This is a genomic window from Sinorhizobium fredii USDA 205, assembly GCF_001461695.1.
In the GTDB taxonomy this organism is placed as follows: Bacteria; Pseudomonadota; Alphaproteobacteria; order Rhizobiales; family Rhizobiaceae; genus Sinorhizobium; species Sinorhizobium fredii.
In genome coordinates this window covers 49,279-65,027 of the sequence record NZ_AUTC01000145.1, presented here as the reverse complement: position 1 = coordinate 65,027, position 15,749 = coordinate 49,279, and the positions used below count along the sequence as shown (strand labels likewise).

The 15,749-nt window shown below is 62.0% G+C and carries 19 protein-coding genes and 3 pseudogenes; 16 read left to right on the top strand and 6 right to left on the bottom strand.

Annotation, left to right across the window (positions count from 1 at the left end):
* Window positions 1–184 (top strand): hypothetical protein (locus tag N181_RS34290; protein ID WP_210172815.1); only part of this gene is annotated, 184 nt, incomplete at its 5' end.
* Between the two features lie 101 nt (window positions 185–285).
* Here the strand turns inward: N181_RS34290 and N181_RS18360 are convergent.
* Window positions 286–1,170, bottom strand: a complete 885-nt coding sequence (locus tag N181_RS18360; RefSeq protein ID WP_037434364.1) for a LysR substrate-binding domain-containing protein — start codon at window positions 1,168–1,170, stop codon at window positions 286–288.
* 138 nt (window positions 1,171–1,308) lie between these two features.
* On the opposite strand from N181_RS18360, the gene N181_RS18355 reads away from it, so the two are divergent.
* The 8 genes and pseudogenes from N181_RS18355 to N181_RS18320 form a co-directional block, all read left to right on the top strand.
* The gene (locus N181_RS18355; RefSeq protein WP_037434376.1) at window positions 1,309–2,070 is read left to right on the top strand and encodes an SDR family NAD(P)-dependent oxidoreductase; all 762 of its coding nucleotides are present in this window, start codon (window positions 1,309–1,311) and stop codon (window positions 2,068–2,070) included.
* A gap of 43 nt (window positions 2,071–2,113) precedes the next feature.
* A complete protein-coding gene (locus N181_RS18350) occupies window positions 2,114–2,953 on the top strand; it encodes a transketolase (protein WP_037400126.1) in 840 nt (279 codons plus the stop codon).
* Window positions 2,950–3,987 carry a transketolase family protein gene (locus N181_RS18345; protein ID WP_037434363.1) on the top strand — a complete coding sequence of 346 codons (1,038 nt, stop codon included), beginning with the start codon at window positions 2,950–2,952 and terminating at the stop codon, window positions 3,985–3,987. The genes N181_RS18350 and N181_RS18345 overlap by 4 nt, the downstream gene beginning before the upstream one ends.
* 61 nt (window positions 3,988–4,048) lie before the next feature.
* Window positions 4,049–5,053: a TRAP transporter substrate-binding protein gene (locus N181_RS18340; RefSeq protein ID WP_037434362.1), complete on the top strand. Its 1,005-nt coding sequence runs from the start codon at window positions 4,049–4,051 to the stop codon at window positions 5,051–5,053.
* Window positions 5,054–5,080: 27 nt separating this feature from the next.
* Window positions 5,081–5,611, top strand: a complete 531-nt coding sequence (locus N181_RS18335; RefSeq protein WP_037434361.1) for a TRAP transporter small permease — start codon at window positions 5,081–5,083, stop codon at window positions 5,609–5,611.
* The gene (locus N181_RS18330) at window positions 5,608–6,867 is read left to right on the top strand and encodes a TRAP transporter large permease subunit (RefSeq protein ID WP_037434360.1); all 1,260 of its coding nucleotides are present in this window, start codon (window positions 5,608–5,610) and stop codon (window positions 6,865–6,867) included. The genes N181_RS18335 and N181_RS18330 overlap by 4 nt, the downstream gene beginning before the upstream one ends.
* Before the next feature lie 13 nt (window positions 6,868–6,880).
* Entirely contained in the window at window positions 6,881–7,141 is a 261-nt protein-coding gene (locus N181_RS33775; protein ID WP_037434359.1) for an ATP-binding cassette domain-containing protein, read from the top strand.
* Window positions 7,134–7,583, top strand: a pseudogene (locus N181_RS18320) (amidohydrolase family protein); the annotation flags it as partial. The gene N181_RS33775 and the pseudogene N181_RS18320, both read left to right, overlap by 8 nt.
* A 145-nt stretch (window positions 7,584–7,728) precedes the next feature.
* On the opposite strand, the gene N181_RS18315 reads toward N181_RS18320, so the two are convergent.
* Complete coding sequence (locus tag N181_RS18315; RefSeq protein ID WP_037434375.1) at window positions 7,729–8,604, bottom strand: NmrA family NAD(P)-binding protein; 876 nt, start codon at window positions 8,602–8,604, stop codon at window positions 7,729–7,731.
* A 94-nt stretch (window positions 8,605–8,698) separates the two neighbouring features.
* Here N181_RS18315 and N181_RS18310 point away from each other — a divergent pair, with 94 nt between their 5' ends.
* Window positions 8,699–9,643 carry a LysR family transcriptional regulator gene (locus tag N181_RS18310; protein WP_050994709.1) on the top strand — a complete coding sequence of 315 codons (945 nt, stop codon included), beginning with the start codon at window positions 8,699–8,701 and terminating at the stop codon, window positions 9,641–9,643.
* Window positions 9,644–9,725: 82 nt separating this feature from the next.
* Here the strand turns inward: N181_RS18310 and N181_RS35560 are convergent, their stop codons facing one another.
* Entirely contained in the window at window positions 9,726–10,223 is a 498-nt protein-coding gene (locus N181_RS35560) for a DUF6152 family protein (RefSeq protein WP_050994707.1), read from the bottom strand.
* A gap of 42 nt (window positions 10,224–10,265) precedes the next feature.
* On the opposite strand from N181_RS35560, the gene N181_RS18300 reads away from it, so the two are divergent.
* From N181_RS18300 to N181_RS18285, 4 genes are all read left to right on the top strand, one after another.
* Entirely contained in the window at window positions 10,266–11,300 is a 1,035-nt protein-coding gene (locus N181_RS18300; protein ID WP_050994706.1) for an alpha/beta fold hydrolase, read from the top strand.
* An 18-nt stretch (window positions 11,301–11,318) separates the two neighbouring features.
* Window positions 11,319–11,600 (top strand): hypothetical protein, encoded by a 282-nt coding sequence (locus N181_RS18295; protein ID WP_162130047.1) that lies wholly within the window; start codon window positions 11,319–11,321, stop codon window positions 11,598–11,600.
* Window positions 11,601–11,722: 122 nt separating this feature from the next.
* On the top strand, window positions 11,723–12,622 hold the full coding sequence (locus N181_RS18290) for a LysR family transcriptional regulator (RefSeq protein WP_050994704.1): 900 nt from the start codon (window positions 11,723–11,725) through the stop codon (window positions 12,620–12,622).
* A gap of 307 nt (window positions 12,623–12,929) precedes the next feature.
* On the top strand, window positions 12,930–13,172 hold the full coding sequence (locus tag N181_RS18285) for a membrane protein (protein ID WP_037434358.1): 243 nt from the start codon (window positions 12,930–12,932) through the stop codon (window positions 13,170–13,172).
* A gap of 69 nt (window positions 13,173–13,241) precedes the next feature.
* Here the strand turns inward: N181_RS18285 and N181_RS34850 are convergent.
* Both N181_RS34850 and N181_RS18275 read right to left on the bottom strand, forming a co-directional pair.
* Window positions 13,242–13,401: pseudogene (locus N181_RS34850) on the bottom strand (recombinase family protein); the annotation flags it as partial.
* Between the two features lie 128 nt (window positions 13,402–13,529).
* Window positions 13,530–14,099 carry a helix-turn-helix domain-containing protein gene (locus tag N181_RS18275; RefSeq protein WP_240533479.1) on the bottom strand — a complete coding sequence of 190 codons (570 nt, stop codon included), beginning with the start codon at window positions 14,097–14,099 and terminating at the stop codon, window positions 13,530–13,532.
* Between the two features lie 129 nt (window positions 14,100–14,228).
* On the opposite strand from N181_RS18275, the gene N181_RS18270 reads away from it, so the two are divergent.
* Window positions 14,229–15,239 (top strand): threonine ammonia-lyase, encoded by a 1,011-nt coding sequence (locus N181_RS18270; RefSeq protein ID WP_050994708.1) that lies wholly within the window; start codon window positions 14,229–14,231, stop codon window positions 15,237–15,239.
* Between the two features lie 35 nt (window positions 15,240–15,274).
* Window positions 15,275–15,424 (top strand): hypothetical protein, encoded by a 150-nt coding sequence (locus N181_RS33260; protein ID WP_153451303.1) that lies wholly within the window; start codon window positions 15,275–15,277, stop codon window positions 15,422–15,424.
* 38 nt (window positions 15,425–15,462) lie between these two features.
* Here N181_RS33260 and N181_RS18265 read toward each other — a convergent pair.
* Window positions 15,463–15,707 (bottom strand): annotated as a pseudogene (locus tag N181_RS18265) (IS5/IS1182 family transposase); the annotation flags it as partial.
* Window positions 15,708–15,749: the final 42 nt, after the last annotated feature.

The window sequence follows — 15,749 nt, the reverse complement described above, 5'->3', positions numbered from 1 at the left end:
CCTTGCTCCCAAAGCCACCCCACTGCAGCGCTCAACCTTCAAGCGGATTGATGATAGTTCGGGCGGCGACTTTCGGTTGGACAGCGCAAGTCAACTGGGGAACGCGCGGGACGACTGCCTTCCACGACCACAGCCGGACATCCGAAGCGCCGCGCAAGCGACCGTCGCGCTGCGTTTGCCTTGATTAAGGCGGCCTAATCGTCAGGCGGCACCTAAGTCGCGATCACTGTATGCCAACCTGTCCAAGGACTAATGCGCCATTGCATTTGAACATCATGGCGGCAATCAATTGCCAGATTGCATAATCCTCGTAAGCCAGTCGGCGAAAATCCTTGCCAAACGGCGTTGGCTGCCTGATTTCGGATAGGCCAGGTAGTGCCCGATGTAGCGAGTGTCACGACACCTGCCTGCGAAGGGCCGCATCAGTTTTCCGTTGTCCAATTCACGGCGCGCCAGCACGTCCGATTCAAGTGCGACACCCAACCCGTTAGCGGCGGCATCCACCGCAAGGAAGCTTCTGTCGAAACTCATTGTTGGCGGGGGCGGCGGTCCGAGATTGTTTGCCTCGAACCAGTCGATCCACTGGATGCGTTTGAGATCGCTGCGTATCAGAGGGAAACACAGGAGGTCGCGAGGCGATTTGAGTTCCTTGGCCATCTCCGGCGAACAGAGGGGAGCCACGATCTCCTCTCCGAGGGGAATAACGATGAGGTCCTCGCGATCCAGAGGCTCGCCATAGACGATGTCCGCATCAAAAAGACCGTCCACGAAACGGGCATAGTTCGTGCTGGCGGCGAACCTCACTTCAATGCCGGGGTTTTCTTTCAGGAATAGCGGCAGGCGCGGTGACAGCACCTGAGCGGCAAAACTAGGCGCGCAATGAACGCGAAGCAACTGCGCTTTCTTGGATGAAATGAGTTCAACACCACGGCGAAGTTCCTCAAAGGCATTGGAAGCATGGGTGAGCAGCGTGTGCCCGGCCAGCGTCAGTTCGACGTTGCGCGTTGTCCGCTCGAAAAGACTGGTGCCGAGATCGCGCTCCAGTCGCATTATCGCATGGCTGACGGCACTCGGCGAAAGCCTGAGTTCCTCCGCCGCCGCTCGAAAGGAGCCAAGACGGGCGGCCGACTCGAAGATGCGCATGGCGGAAAGCGAAATCATGTTCAGCATCGGATTAGTGAAGCAGAGTCATCTACCGATGTAAACTTGGCGTTTGAAGCGAACCGCTTGTTCATTCAATTCTCTCCCATCGAAGCGGCGGACCGCCATGCGGACGAAGAGGACCAGAGGCTTCGGGAGGAGATCTGTATGCTACTGCGAGGAAAGGCAGCGGTCATTTCGGGCGCGGCAAGCAGGCGCGGCATCGGCCGTGCTACAGCCGAGCTATTTGCGGAGAATGGCGCCAGGGTGGCCATTCTGGACATCGATGCCGAGGCCGCCAGCGAAGCGGCGTCGACCCTGGCACCGGTTGAGCACGGCAATCACATTGGTCTCGGCTGCGACGTCACGGACCGGGCGTCGTGCAATTCAGCGGCTGAGGCGGCCATCGGGGCGTTTGGCGCGGTCGACGTGCTCATCAACAACGCAGGCGTCACGCAGCCGGTAAAGACGCTTGATATTTCAGAGCAGGATTGGCAGCGCATCGTCGCGGTCAACATGACCGGGGTCCTGAACCTCAGCCAGTCTTTCATTCCGAACATGCGCGACAACGGGGGCGGCTCGATTGCCTGCATGTCGTCGGTCTCCGCGCAGCGTGGCGGCGGTATCTTCGGGGGACCGCACTACTCGGCGGCCAAAGCCGGCGTTCTTGGCCTCGCGAAGGCGATGGCACGCGAATTCGGCCCGGCAGGCATTCGGGTCAATTCAGTAACCCCAGGCCTCATCCAGACCGATATCACGGGCGGCAAGCTCTCCGAGGAAATGCGGGCTGACATCATCAGGGGCATCCCGTTGAACAGGCTCGGTGAGGCACGCGACGTTGCCAACATCTATCTGTTCCTCGCCTCGGACCTGTCGGCCTATGTCACCGGCGCCGTAATCGACGTCAACGGCGGAATGCTGATTCACTGAGCTCCTGACAAGGCCTCCATCAAAAGTCGGAAGGAAGGTAGGAATGGCCGAGATTGGTCATAATGTGAGCTTGAGCGAGCGCGCAAGGCGCATCCGCCGCAACGCGCTACGTATGGGCGAGGTCCAGGGCCAAGGCTATATCGCGCAGGCGCTCGGGGTCGCCGACGTGCTGGCCGTGTCCTACTTCCACGCCACCAGCTATCGCCCTGAGGATCCCGAGTGGGAAGGCCGCGACCGGTTCCTGCTCTCGATCGGCCACTACGCTATCGCGCTTTATGCTGCCTTGATCGAGGCGAAGATCATTCCCGAAGACGAACTCGAGACTTATGGCACGGATGAAAGCCGGCTGCCGATGTCCGGCATGGCCGCCTATACGCCCGGCATGGAGATCACCGGCGGTTCGCTCGGTCACGGGCTTGGCATCGCGGTTGGGATATGCCTGGCTTTGAAGCGCAAGGGTTCCAAGTCGTTCGTCTACAATCTCTTCTCGGACGGCGAGCTGGACGAGGGCTCGACTTGGGAAGCGGCGATGTCGGCCGGTTCCTACAAGCTCGACAACCTGATCGGCATAGTCGACGTCAATCAGATGCAAGCCGACGGGCCCTCTCTCGGCGTGATGAACTTCGAGCCGCTCGCGCCGAAGTTCGAGTCCTTCGGCTGGTTCGTGCAGCGCGTCGACGGCAACGACATAGACGCTCTGGTGAAGGCTTTCGATGCCGCCCGGCACCAAGACGCGCCCAAACCACGGTTGATCATCTGCGACACGAAGATGGCGAAGGGTGTGCCGTTCCTGGAGGCGCGCGAGCGCAATCACTTTCTGCGGGTCGAGCCGCATGAATGGGCGGAAGCCCTGAAAATCATCGATGCGGGAGCCGTGGCATGAGGCGTTCCAAATACATTCGGCCGGAGCACTTGCTGAATAACGGCGACAGGCCGCGGCTTACCACTTCAGCGATGATAGCGTCGATTGCCGGGCCCGACCAGCCGACGAAACCGGCGCCCTTCGGACACACGCTCGCGGCGATTGCTGACAGAGACCCTCGCATCGTCGGTCTTTCCGCCGACCTGGCGAAGTACACCGACTTGCACATCTTCCGCGCCGCCCATCCCGACCGGTTCTACCAGATGGGGATGGCCGAGCAGCTCCTGATGATGGCAGCGGCCGGCATGGCGCGGGAAGGTTTCCAGCCGTGGGTCACCACCTATGCGGTTTTTGCCTCCCGTCGCGCCTACGACTTCATCTGCCTCGCGATCGCCGAGGAGATGCTGGACGTAAAGATCGTCTGCGCGCTTCCCGGCCTCACGACCGGCTACGGGCCGAGCCATCAGGCAAGCGAGGACATAGCGATGTTCCGCGGCATGCCGAACCTGACGATCATCGATCCTTGCGATGCGCACGAGATCGAGCAAGCAGTGCCGGCGATCGCCGCCCACAAGGGGCCGGTCTACATGCGGCTGCTGCGCGGCAACGTCCCGCTCGTCCTCGACGAGTACGGCTACCAGTTCGAGCTCGGCAACGCGAAGTTGATCCGGGATGGGCGGGATACACTGATCATTTCGTCGGGCCTGATGACGATGCGGGCTCTCGAAGCCGCCAAGCAACTCCAGAGGAACGGCGTGGACGCAGCCGTGCTGCACGTTCCCACCATCAAGCCGCTCGACGAGGCGACGATCCTCGCGGAGTGCAGAAGAGCTGGCCGCCTGGTTGTCGTCGCCGAGAACCACACGCTCATCGGCGGACTCGGCGAGGCCATCGCCGCCACGCTCATGCGCTCGGACGTTCGCCCCGCAGCCTTCCGCCAAATCGCACTGCCTGATCAGTTCCTGGAGGCGGGCGCCCTGCCGACGCTGCACGACCAGTATGGGCTTTCCACGGGCAAGGTGGTGTCAGCGATCAAAGGTTGGCTCGACGAATAGTGGAGATCCGGCTTGGAGGAGCTGGATCGCCTTCAAAATGTAAGCACTTGAGGAGGAGACAATGAGCTTGCAACTTCATAGACGTACGTTTCTCGCATCGGCGGTGGCAGCGCTTGCTGCGCCCGCGCTTATCAGCACCATTCGCCCCGCCAGGGCCGAGACCACATTGACGCTCGGTCATGGTGCCGCGCCCGGCAATCCACGAACCGTTGCAGCCGCGAAGTTTGCAGAACTAGTGGCCGAGAAGACGTCGGGGCGCGTGAAGATCAATGTCGCGGGGGCCGAGACGCTTGGCAGCGATGCGGCCATGTTGACGAGCTTGCGCACGGGTGCTCTGGACTTCACGGCAAACAGCCAGGGCGCCACCTCGGCTCTGGTGCCGGAGCTGGCGGCCCTCGGTTTGCCCTTCCTGTTCGAGAGCACCGAGAAGGCGATGAAGCTTCTCAACGGCGCCGTCGGACAGGAGCTCAACAAGCGTTTCGAGGCGGTCGGCGTCGTTCCGCTCGACTGGTGGGACAACGGCATCCGCCATCTCACCAATTCGAAGCGCAAGGTCGTCGCGCCCGCCGATGTAGCAGGCATGAAGATACGCACGCCGGCGGATCCGATGACCATCGACATTTTTGAGTCGCTCGGCGCGACCACGGAGCAGATCGCGTTTGGAGAGCTCTACATCGCCCTGCAGCAGGGCGTCGTCGACGGGCAGGAGAATCCGCTCGCCAACATCGAGAGCTCGAAGCTCTACGAGGTCAACCGCTACATCAGCCTGACCGCGCACAAGTGGGAGTCGACACCGTTTCTGATGTCGAAGATCGCCGAGGCGCGACTCGGAGGTGACCTCGAAGCGGTGAAGGCCGCGGCCAAGGAGGCCGGCGACCTGCAGCGAAAACTCTCCGCCGAGAAGGCTTCGGAGGTCCTGGCCGCCTTCAAGAGCAACGCAAATGTTGAAGTCGCCGAGGTCGATCGCGAGGCGTTCGTGAAGGCGACGGCTCCCGTTGCCGAAATCTGGAAGAAGAAGCCGTTCGGCGATTTCGTCAGCCAGATCGAAGCGGAGGCGCGGGCGTAACCGTCCTCGCCTAGCCGGAGCCTCGCCATGCTTATGCTGTTGCAGCTCGTCGACGTCGTCGAGAAGGTCATCGTGCGGCTGTCCCGCCTCGTCGTAATAGCGAGCGGGATCGCGCTCACCCTCGTCACCACGGGCAATGTGATCGCCCGCTACACCCTGAGCGGCGGCGGCTTCTCCTCCGCGCAGGAGCTGCCGATGCTGATCTTCCCCTGGTTCATTCTGGCAGGAATCGTGCTGGCCGCACACGTCGGCGGACACATGGCCGTCGAATGGCTCTACGATAAGCTAGGACAGCGGCTTCGTATTGCCGCCTTCGTGCTCGCCAGCGCGGTCAGCGCCTCGGCTTTCCTGGTGCTCAGCTATCAGGCAATGGTCGTCGCGGAGATCGCAGGCGTGGAACACAGTCCCGTGCTGCAACTGCCAAACAGCGTCGGATACTACTCGCTGGCTGTCGGCGCCTTCCTCGTCGCTATCGTCACGGTCTCCGTTGCGGTGAGGGTGCTTCGTTTCGGCTGGGAACAGCGGACCAAGGTCGGGGCAGAGGAGATGCCGCTATGACGCTGATAATGATCATCTCGTTCTGCATTCTCATGGTACTGGCAGTGCCGGTGGGCTACGCGCTCATTATTGCGGCGGGCGTCGGTGTGCTTTTCAATGGCTACGTGCCGCTCTCCGTCGTCGCGCAGCAGGTTTTCGACCAGACCCAGTCCTTCCCGATGCTGGCGCTGCCATTTTTCATGCTGGCGGGGACGCTAATGCTCGGAGGGGAACTCGGCCGGCAGCTCCTGGCGCTTGCGTCAAAGGCGATGCAGCGGTGGCGCGGTGGCCCGTTATCGACGACCGTCGTCTCCTCGGTCGTATTTGGCGGGGTATCGGGCTCGGCTGTTGCGAATGCCAGTGCGCTCGGATCGGTGCTCATTCCGTGGCAGAAGAGGCAGGGTTATCCGCCGGCGCTCTGCGCCGCGAACAATGCGACCTCGGCGGTCATCGACGTGCTCATCCCGCCGTCGATCCCGATGATCCTCTATTCGCTCATCAGCGGTGTCAGCGTCGGCAACCTGTTCCTGGCGGGGATCCTGCCCGGCCTCATCATGGCGGCGAGCTTCGTCTTCGTCTGCTGGTTCGTGTCGCTTCGACGTGGATACGACGCCCAGGCCGTGAAGGTGAAGAAGAGCGAGCTGGCAATGCTCGCGCTCAAGAGCTTTCCTGCAATTCTGTTGCCTGTCCTGGTCGTTCTGTTCCTGCGCTTCGGCCTCGCGACCCCAACCGAAGTGGCCGTGCTGTCGGTCGTATACTCCCTGTTGCTGAGCCTTTTGTTTTACCGCGACCTGACCTGGGCGAGGTTCTGCGAGAATGTGGTCGAGGCCGGCGCTGCGACCGGCGTGGTCATGCTTGTCATCATGGGGAGCGCTGCTGTCGGCTGGGTCCTGACCTTCGACCAGGCGCCGCAGCAGATGGCGGCATGGGTGGCGAGCAACATCTCGAGCCCCATCCTCATCATCCTGTTGATGAACATCCTGATGCTGATTGTCGGCATGCCGCTCGACATGCCACCAGCAATCCTGCTGCTCGGCCCAATCTTCGTGCCGCTGGCGGACGCGATCGGTCTCGACCGTGTACAACTTGGCCTGATGATGGTCATCAATCTCGGGATCGGCCTCTACACACCGCCGATCGGCACAACACTCTTCATCTCATCGTCGATCGCCAAGGCACCGCTCGGAGCAACGACGCGGGAGCTGTGGCCATTCTTCGGCATGGCGATGCTTCTGCTGCTCGGCGTCAGCTTCATCCCCAGCCTAACGATCTACTGACAGGAGAAGCGTGATGGCGGACGCACAACAATTCGTCGTATCGGTCAAAGGGCTGACCAAGGCCTACGGCGCTACTTCCGTTCTCAAGGGTGTCGATTTCTCGGTTGCCCGCGGCGAAGTCCACGCGCTCCTCGGAGGAAACGGCGCGGGCAAATCCACTTTGATCCGCGTCATCACGGGCTCGGCCTCCAAGATGACGGCGAAATCGTCTTCCGGGATCCTGCCGGTGCAGTTCGCAGCGAAGCGGAGGGGCGGCGAAAGGTGGCGGTCATGATCCGAAGGATCCGGCTGGTGAGACAGGCTGGCTGCAGGGCGTGGCGGACAGGTACGGATTTCCGCACGGGATCGTCGGCTACGCAGACTTGCGGAAGCCGGACGTGGGCGATCTTATCGACGAGCACAAGCAATATGCGAACTTCCGCGGCATCCGCCAGTCCATGAACTTCCAAAAGAATCCGGCCAAGACCTACTTGACCGAGGCGGAGGTAAGCCGGACGACCGAATGGCGGCGGGGATTCCGTGAACTCGCCAAACGCGGACTGAGCTTCGATCTCCAGCTCTATTACTGGCAGATGGAAGAGCTCCTCGAACTCGCGCGCGATTTCCCGGACGTGCAGATCATCCTCAATCACACCGGCATGCAGGCCGACGGACCGGAACATTTCGAAGGCTGGCGCAAGGGAATGCGATTGCTCTCGCAGGCTCCGAATGTGGCCTAACTTGCTCGTTGTCGTATGTCCATAACGGGTCCCGGAAGTGGGAGCTCACTTTCAGTTCACGAGGTTAGGTTCCCGCGAACAGACAAGATTATGTAGGCCTCATTTTCTTCATGGCTTTTCGGTTGAGCGAACGCGCGGTGGTCTATGTGGCAGCGTGTAGCTCTATCAACATACGCTTGACCGCGGCTGCCAAAGGTGTCGAGCCGCGCCATTGCTCGTTGTACTCCTGGCGGGTGAAGCGACCACGCGCGATGCCTTCGTACATGCCAAGCAGAACTGTGGCGACTTCTGGCGTGACACCCGCCTCGGTCAGAACCTCGAGTCGCTGCTCCGATGGCAGGAATACCGGCTCGATCGGGCGGCCAAGAGATTCCGCAAAGGCGGTCGCCACATCGCGGGCGCTCCAATCCTCTTGTCCACCGAGTTCCACGATTCGCGTGCCCTCCCACTTCTCGGCCATGAGCAGAGCAGCCGCCTCTCCGACATCTATGGTGCTAACCATAGGGATTTTCTGATCGAGGTTCAGGAACGACGGCAGAATGCGTTCCGAGATGACGGTTTCAGCGACCTCCGACCAGGTTTCGATGAAATAGCCACTGCGAAGAAAAGCTGTGGCGTGCGCGGCACCGGCAAGCGCAGCCTCGATTTCGTGGAGTGTGGCGATGACGCCGGTGTCGGAGGCATGCTGCGCACCAATCGATGAAAGGACAACCATCTTGGCAAGGTTTGTGCGCCGTACTGCTTCGGCAAGAGCTTTGCCAAGCTCTGCCGCCTGTGCGAACGGATCACCGTCCTGAGGCGGCGGGCTCAGGAGGAACGCAGCCGCCGCCCCCTCCAGGGCCCGAGAGACGTGCTCCGCATTGTAGAGGTTGGCGATGGCAACCTCGGCACCCAGCACCTTCCATGGTTCACCCTGCTCCGGACGGCGAACTACGACCCGCACGTGCGCACCACGCTCAATCAGCGCACGTGCTGTTTCGCCGCCAGCTCTGCCGCCTGCTCCAAAGACCACATGCATCATCCTGACCTCCAGAAGTTTCGTGAACGTTTCGATCCAGGTTGAAATAGCGGTCGGCATTTCATGCGTCCAATGCATGCGCTATATAGTCGTTATGCGTGAAGTGAATTTACGTCGGACTGACCTGAATCTGCTCGTGGTGCTTGAGGCGCTCCTTGAGGAAAGGAGTGTTACGCGCGCCGCCAGCCGCCTCGGCATGAGCCAACCAGCCGTGAGCCGGGCCCTGGCGCGCCTGCGCAAGCTGTTCGGCGATGGCCTGCTGGTAGAAGGGCGGGGTGGCTACATGCCGACGACGCTGGCCGAAGAGATTCGACCAACGCTGCGTAGAACTCTCGCACAAATCGGCCACATGCTGGAGGCGAACCCCTTCGATCCGGCAGCCGCGACCGGCAACGTGCGGCTGCTCATGCTGGACCTCGAGACTGCCGCGCTGGCGCCTCATCTGCTTGCCCGGCTCGCCATCGAGGCGCCGGGACTCGACCTAGACATCGTGGCACCGGGGCCTGCGGTCATTGAAGCGCTAGAGAACGACGCCGTGGATGCGGTGATCGGCGCGATCGACGAGGCGCCGTCAGGAATCTGCCGACGGGGCCTCTATGGTGACACCTTCGTCACGCTGATGCGCACCGGACATCCCGCGGCAAGCAGGAAGCTCACCCTGAACCGTTACTTGGAGCTGGAGCATATCGTCGTGAGCGTCACCGGCAAGGGGCTGGCGCCCGTCGATATGGCGCTCGCCAGGATGGGCCGCGAGCGGCGGGTGCGCGTCCGTGTGCCGGGCTTCCTGACCGCAGTCGAGATCGCCGCTCAGTCAGATCTGATTATGACTCTACCGTCGATTCTGGCGCGGACGGCAGCGGGGATGGGTCGGTTCGTTGCGCTGACTCCACCGCTCGATCTTGGCAGCGTTACGATGAACCTTCTCTGGCATGCGCGCCATCAGGACGAGCCACGTCATATCTGGTTGCGGCGCAGCATTGCCGCCGGGGCCAAGGCCCTCATGGTACCGAAGAGAGCCGACGAAGGGGGCATTCTGTAAATGCTGCAGTTCAAACAGCGTGACGGCCATTCATCGATGGCGCGGCATATTGGCCCGAGCCGCGCCCAGACAAACGCAGCGGTCAACCGCGAGGGGCACCGCTACAGCCAGCCGGCAGATCGACGGACTGCTGCCGCACGGCGCCCCCATTTGCTAGCACAATGACGGCCGGGCGGACTGAACCAGCTTCGCTGCACGAGGGGAAGGCGACCGCGATTATCCTCTCGCCGCGGCGCGGGGCCGCACTCATGCCCCAATTCGCCAGCCGCCCAATCGGAGCGAGGTCGAGGGTATAGCGCCCTCCATGTTCCGGCGCCTGGGCTTTGGCGAGCACATCGCGGAAACCAATGCTTTCCAATTCGGGCGGGACGGGGACGTTGGCGGGATCCGCTCGCGGTGGGGTGGCGGCCACCTCAATCACTAATTCGGGATGAGGGTTTCGCCAGTGGACCTTTGTCACTGTCCCCTCAAGATAAAGTGGTCGGCCCGTGTCATAGCCGCCCCAACCATGGTGGGCGTGGACGGAGCAAACAAAGCCGAGAGCGGCTAGGAAGCCGAGGATGAGCGAACGGAAGTTCATTGTACGTTTCCTTCAGAAATAAGCCATGAGGCGCCCGCAATCATGACGCCGGCCCAAAGCGCCAACGATGCGAACGCGGCGGTCTGTGCCGGGGCGGGCGATCCGGAAGTCGAGCTGGCGGTCCGGGAGGTGAGCGATAACAACCTCCAGCCAGGCAAGCCGCCGGTTGTGCTGCTTCACGGCGCGCGAGTGCCGGGCATTGCTTCTTTTGATCTTCCGGCGGAGGGAGGCTCGCTCGCAGCCGACTTGGTCCGGGCCGGGCATCGTGTCTTCATCATGGATGCGCGCGGCTACGGTGGCTCAAGCCGGGACGGGCAAGACGGCAGCCAGGACGGACAACCCCTCGCACGATCCGACGCAGTGGTTCGCGACATTGCCGCCGTCGTCGAGGTCGTACTGGCGAGAACCGGTGTGTCGAAAGTTGCACTCTTGGGCTGGGCCACCGGCGGTCACTGGGCGGGCATGTATTCAAGCCAGAACTCCGACGAGGTGAGCCATCTCGTGATCTACAACAGCCTTTACGGTACGCACTCCGGCCACAAAACCCTGGGGCCGGGCTCTGACATGGCCAATCCGAATAGCCCCGGCCAGTTCAATGTCGAGCGATTCGGGGCTTACCGCCTGAACACCGCTGCCTCCCTGCTGCCATCGTGGGACCGCTCGATTCCGGTCGAGGACAAGGCCGCCTGGCGCGATCCGAGGGTGGCCGAGGCCTATCAAGCCGCGGCGGTTGCCTCTGATCCGACCTCTATCAGCCGCAACCCGCCCTCGTTCAGAGCCCCGTCGGGTGCGATGGCCGATTCCTTCGAGCTCGCTGCGGGACGCAAGCTGTGGGATGCCGCTTCGATTACGTCGCATGTGCTGGTGATCCGCTCGGAGAATGATTTCTGGAGCCGACCGGAGGACGTCACAACGCTGGCGCAGGATTTGAGACAGGCTGCAAGCGTGCGCACAGTCACAATCTCCGACGCAACACATTTCGTTCATCTTGACAGGCCGGAGCGCGGTCGCAGCAGGCTCCTCGCCGAGGTGACCCGAACGCTCGCGCAGCCCGCCAACGTGAAAGCGGTTCGCTGAGAATGGATCATGGAGGCCATGCTTGTTTATCTGGAGAGCCTTCCCCCCAGCGCCTGGATGCGCAAGGGAGTGTGGCCATTTCCCGTCGTGAACCTGCTTCACATGCTCGGGATCGCCCTTCTGTTCGGCGGCATCGCGGTACTCGACCTCCGTGTCCTGGGTCTCGCTAGAAAGTTGCCGGTCGCCGCGCTTGCACTCCTTGTCCTGCCTATCGCTGGTCACGGTAAAGTCCTGCCGCGTGATCGCTGCATGGGCGGTACCACCAAGAAGAATGGCCCCGATGAGGACCGTCCTGCTTAGGCGCGGGATCATTGGCTGCGAGCGCATTTGGAGTTCCTGTTTTGCTGCTGTCAGCTCTTGACTTGGCACCTCTTCGCGATTGAATCCAATATCAATCGGCAGATTATTGAGACGGGAGCGATATGGCCATCGATCTGCATCACTTGCGCCACTTCGTGGCCGTCGCGGAAGAACTCCACTTCGGCAGGGCAGCCGTCCGTCTCCACATGGCCCAGCCGCCACTCTCGCAGTCAATCAAACGCCTTGAAGCCGCGCTCGGCTTTGCCCTCTTCGCCCGCACGCAACGACGGGTCGAACTTACTCCCGCGGGCCATGTATTTCTGACGGAGACGCGACGCACCCTGCAGCAGGCGGACGAAAGCATACGCGTGGCGCGGCGCGCCGCATCGGAGGACCTGGCTGAGATCACGGTAACCTTCACGAGCGCGGCACTCTACCGCGTACTGCCAGCGGTGCTCCGCATCCACCGCCAACGGTTCCCGGCGGTGGACATCCGTTTGGATGAACGGTCGACCGACGCGCAACTCGAAGGATTGTTGGACGGCTCGATTGACGTGGGTTTCGTCACACCGCCCCTGAAGACGGTGGCAGGGCTCGAGATCGAGTTGATTGATCGAGACCGCTTCTGCCTCGCGGTTCCACTTTCAAACCCCTTGGCCACGCGGCGCCCCGTCGACCTGTCCGAACTCTCGAAAGAGTCTTTCGTGCTCTTTCCGTATATGCAGGGGCCAACGCTCCACGGCCGGCTGATAAGTGCCTGCCGGCAGGCCGGTTTCGTTCCGCGTGTCAGCCAGGAGGCGCGCCAGATGCACACGATCTTGAGCCTGGTCGCGGCGGGTATGGGCGTGGCCTTTGTGCCCGAAGGGGCGCGTTCGATGCGGGTGGACGGTGTGGCGATGGTGCCACTAGCGGGAATGCCGGATGATCTCACCTGGGATCTTGCAATGGTGTGGAAGCCGCGTAGCGCCCGCCGGGCGCTGGTCACGTTTCTGGAGACGGCGAGAGCGCTGCGGCCGACCTAGTTGTACGCCGTGAACCGCGAGGCGGTATCCCGCACGCTGCACCTCAAACGGCCATTGCCCCGTCGGTGGCTTTTCGACCAGCATCGCGACGCACGGCTCAATGCGCGCCTCCATCGGGTTTGGCGGCGGCTGATCGGGCGGCTTTATTGAGGGTCATGCCGGATCAACGCATTGAGCCGGAAAAACACACAGATCAGTCTAGTCGACCTGAAGCGGCCGAAAGCGATGCGGCATTCGGGGTCGGTGCACCGATATCCGGAACCTCTCCGCCCGTCGTCGGTTCTTCCTTTCCCAAAGGAGAAACAACATGGCCAACGACGAACTGAGCGCCGGCTTCACCGGGACGCCGACCGAACCGCCCACTGGTGTCCGAAAGGCAGCGAAGACAGCCACCGACGCAGTAAGCCGCGAAGCGAACGCTGTCGTGGTCGGCGCCGCGGATCACCCCTACACCGCAACTGGCTTCGCACTTACAGTCGCCCTCGCATTCGCGATCGGCTATATCATGGGCCGATCGTCAGTCGACAGCGGGCGGAGTTACTGGCGCTAGAAGCGGCTTCAGTCCCCGGCCAGGAACATCCTGATGAAGGTTTCGCGGAGCACCGCCGGGTTCTGCGCCTCCGCAGCGTTGATCAGTTTCATTCGCCCCACTCGCCAACTCCTTGACATCTTCGGTGACGATCCGGCGTGGCTCAACCTGAAAGCCGGCGGCCTCGATTTCCTGAATCTGATTCTCGGTGATCTGCCCAGTGGTTGGAGACGCTGACATAGGCAAAGGTGGATTCTGAATGGGCCTCTCCGGTCGGGGAAGTCGAGCATGTGGCTCAATGATGACGCCCAGACGTTACCGACTAGGCATTGGCGTTCGACCAGGCGGTGAGCGACCGGATCGTCCGGTATTCTCTGATCAGGAACCCTCCTGCGTTTCGCGGCCCGCTACGTTCTGCGGAATGAACCGATAGTGGATTAGGTCCATGACAACAGCCTCGCTCTCCGTCCGATTGCGGTAGCCGTGGCGGCGGTCGGCAGAAAACCGAAGCGACTGCCCCTCCTTGAGCAGCCTCCAATCTTCTTCGACCAGCAATTCGACCTCGCCGCGCAGGACGGTCACATGTTCAACAACCCCGATGTCATGCGGCTCTGAGATACTCTCAAAGTCAGGTGCGAAGGTTAGCTCGTATAGTTCGAAACCGAATCGGGCCTCATAAGGGAACAACAAGGCGCGCTGCATCCCTTCCTGCGACGGGCGCACCCGGAGACTACTGGCGTCACGCAAAAGCAAGACACCGCCTTCTTCGCGTTCCGGCTCAAGCAGGGTGGTCATCGGAACTCGTAAGCCCGTCGCGATCTTCCAAAGCGTCGCAACAGTCGGCGTGGATTCGCCACGCTCGATCTGGCCCAGCATTGCCTTGCTGACCCCCGTCTGTTCTGCGGTCTGATCCAGACTCCACCCGAGCTCGTGCCTGATGGACTTCAATAGCTTCCCCGTTCCAACGGGACTAATGGACTTCATTTAGACCTCGCATTGTGCGTTATAGCGCGCATCCCGAGTATGCGCTATAACGCACGCCCACTCAACCGCAACACAATGTCAAAGGACTATCCCATGCGATCTGTCGGTGAAAGATCCGCAGCATACCTTGAAGTCAGGCAACCAGATACCAGGCTCGACCTCGACCGCATCCTTGCGACTAGGGGACAAATTTCATCAGTGTTTCGCGACACGCCCCAATTCGCTTGTCCCGCTCTTGGCGACGTGTTGGGATGCGAAGTCGTCATCAAACTTGAGACCGCAAACCCGATCAGATGCTTCAAGGGACGAGGGACCGAGGTCATTATGTCCCGTCTGGCAAGCAGCCCGGATCCCAAAGCCGCGGTCTGCGCCAGCGCCGGCAATCTTGGGCAGGCGCTCGCACATAGTGGCCGGGCACGCGGAATTGGCGTAACCGTGGTGGCGGCGACAAGCGCCAATCCCGCGAAGATCGATCGCATTCGTCGGCTCGGAGCCGCCGTCGACCTGGTCGAGGGCGACATTGAGGAGGCGCGACAACGCGCCCGCGAGATCGCGGCCAGCGACAATGCTTTACTCGTAGAGGACAGCGAAAACCTCGACACCTGCGAGGCCGCGGGCACAATCGGGCTGGAGCTCATCGAAGGGTACGCCCGCATCGACACGATCCTGCTCGCACTCGGCGGCGGCGCGCTCGCCACCGGCGTCGGCCACGTCTTCAAGAGCTTGTCGCCCACAACGGAGGTGGTGTGCATCCAACCCAGCGGAGCACCCGCCTTGGCTCTGTCTTGGCGGGCGCGATCGGTCGTCACCACCGATCGCACCGACACGATCGCCGACGGCGTCGCCGGCCGCTTCCCGATCGCGGTGGTCCTTCAGGACCTACTCGCCGTCGCCGATCAAGTGCCGCTCGTCGAGGAAGCAAGCATCAAGGCGGGCATGCGCTTGCTGCATCGGCACGCCGGCCTCGTGGTCGAGCCCTCGGCCGCTCTCGGCATCGCGGCGATCCTGGAAGACCCCTCGCGTTACCGCGGCAAGCGTGTGGTAGCGGTGATCTGCGGGTCGAACGTGCTGCCGGATGCGTTTTCGGCGTGGATAAAGGACTAGGGTAGGGCGGCAGATGGCCGTGAATGTGTAGTTGAATGTCTGATATTCGGCACGAGAGCTCGCTCGAGCCTGGATCGCGACGGAAGGTGGTGGCGATCTCCCGTTACAAGTCGTCCCGATCGCCGAACTTTTTCACCTATGTACTCGAGCTCGCCGGCCGTCTCTGCCATCTGCTCGACGCCTAGCACGTAATTCTCATGCCCGATCGCGCAGATGTCGCAGCCGACTTGTCAAAGACCGGAATGTGCACGAGCCAACCGAGCATCTCAGCCGACCCGTACCAGCTGTGGGCCGCCAGCCGGGCCGGACAAAGGCCGAACTCTTCTCGCGAGCGCTCAATCATCCGCTTGGCGGCGGTCACTTCAGCCTGGCGAATGGCGGTTGTTGGTTCGACGTCGACGATGATCGCGTGGCCGAGATCGATCATGTACTTGGCGGGTAGGCAAAGAAGGCTGCGCCGCGGATGGCACTTTCGATGCCGGCGGGAAGGGCGGCAACCATCCCATCTGC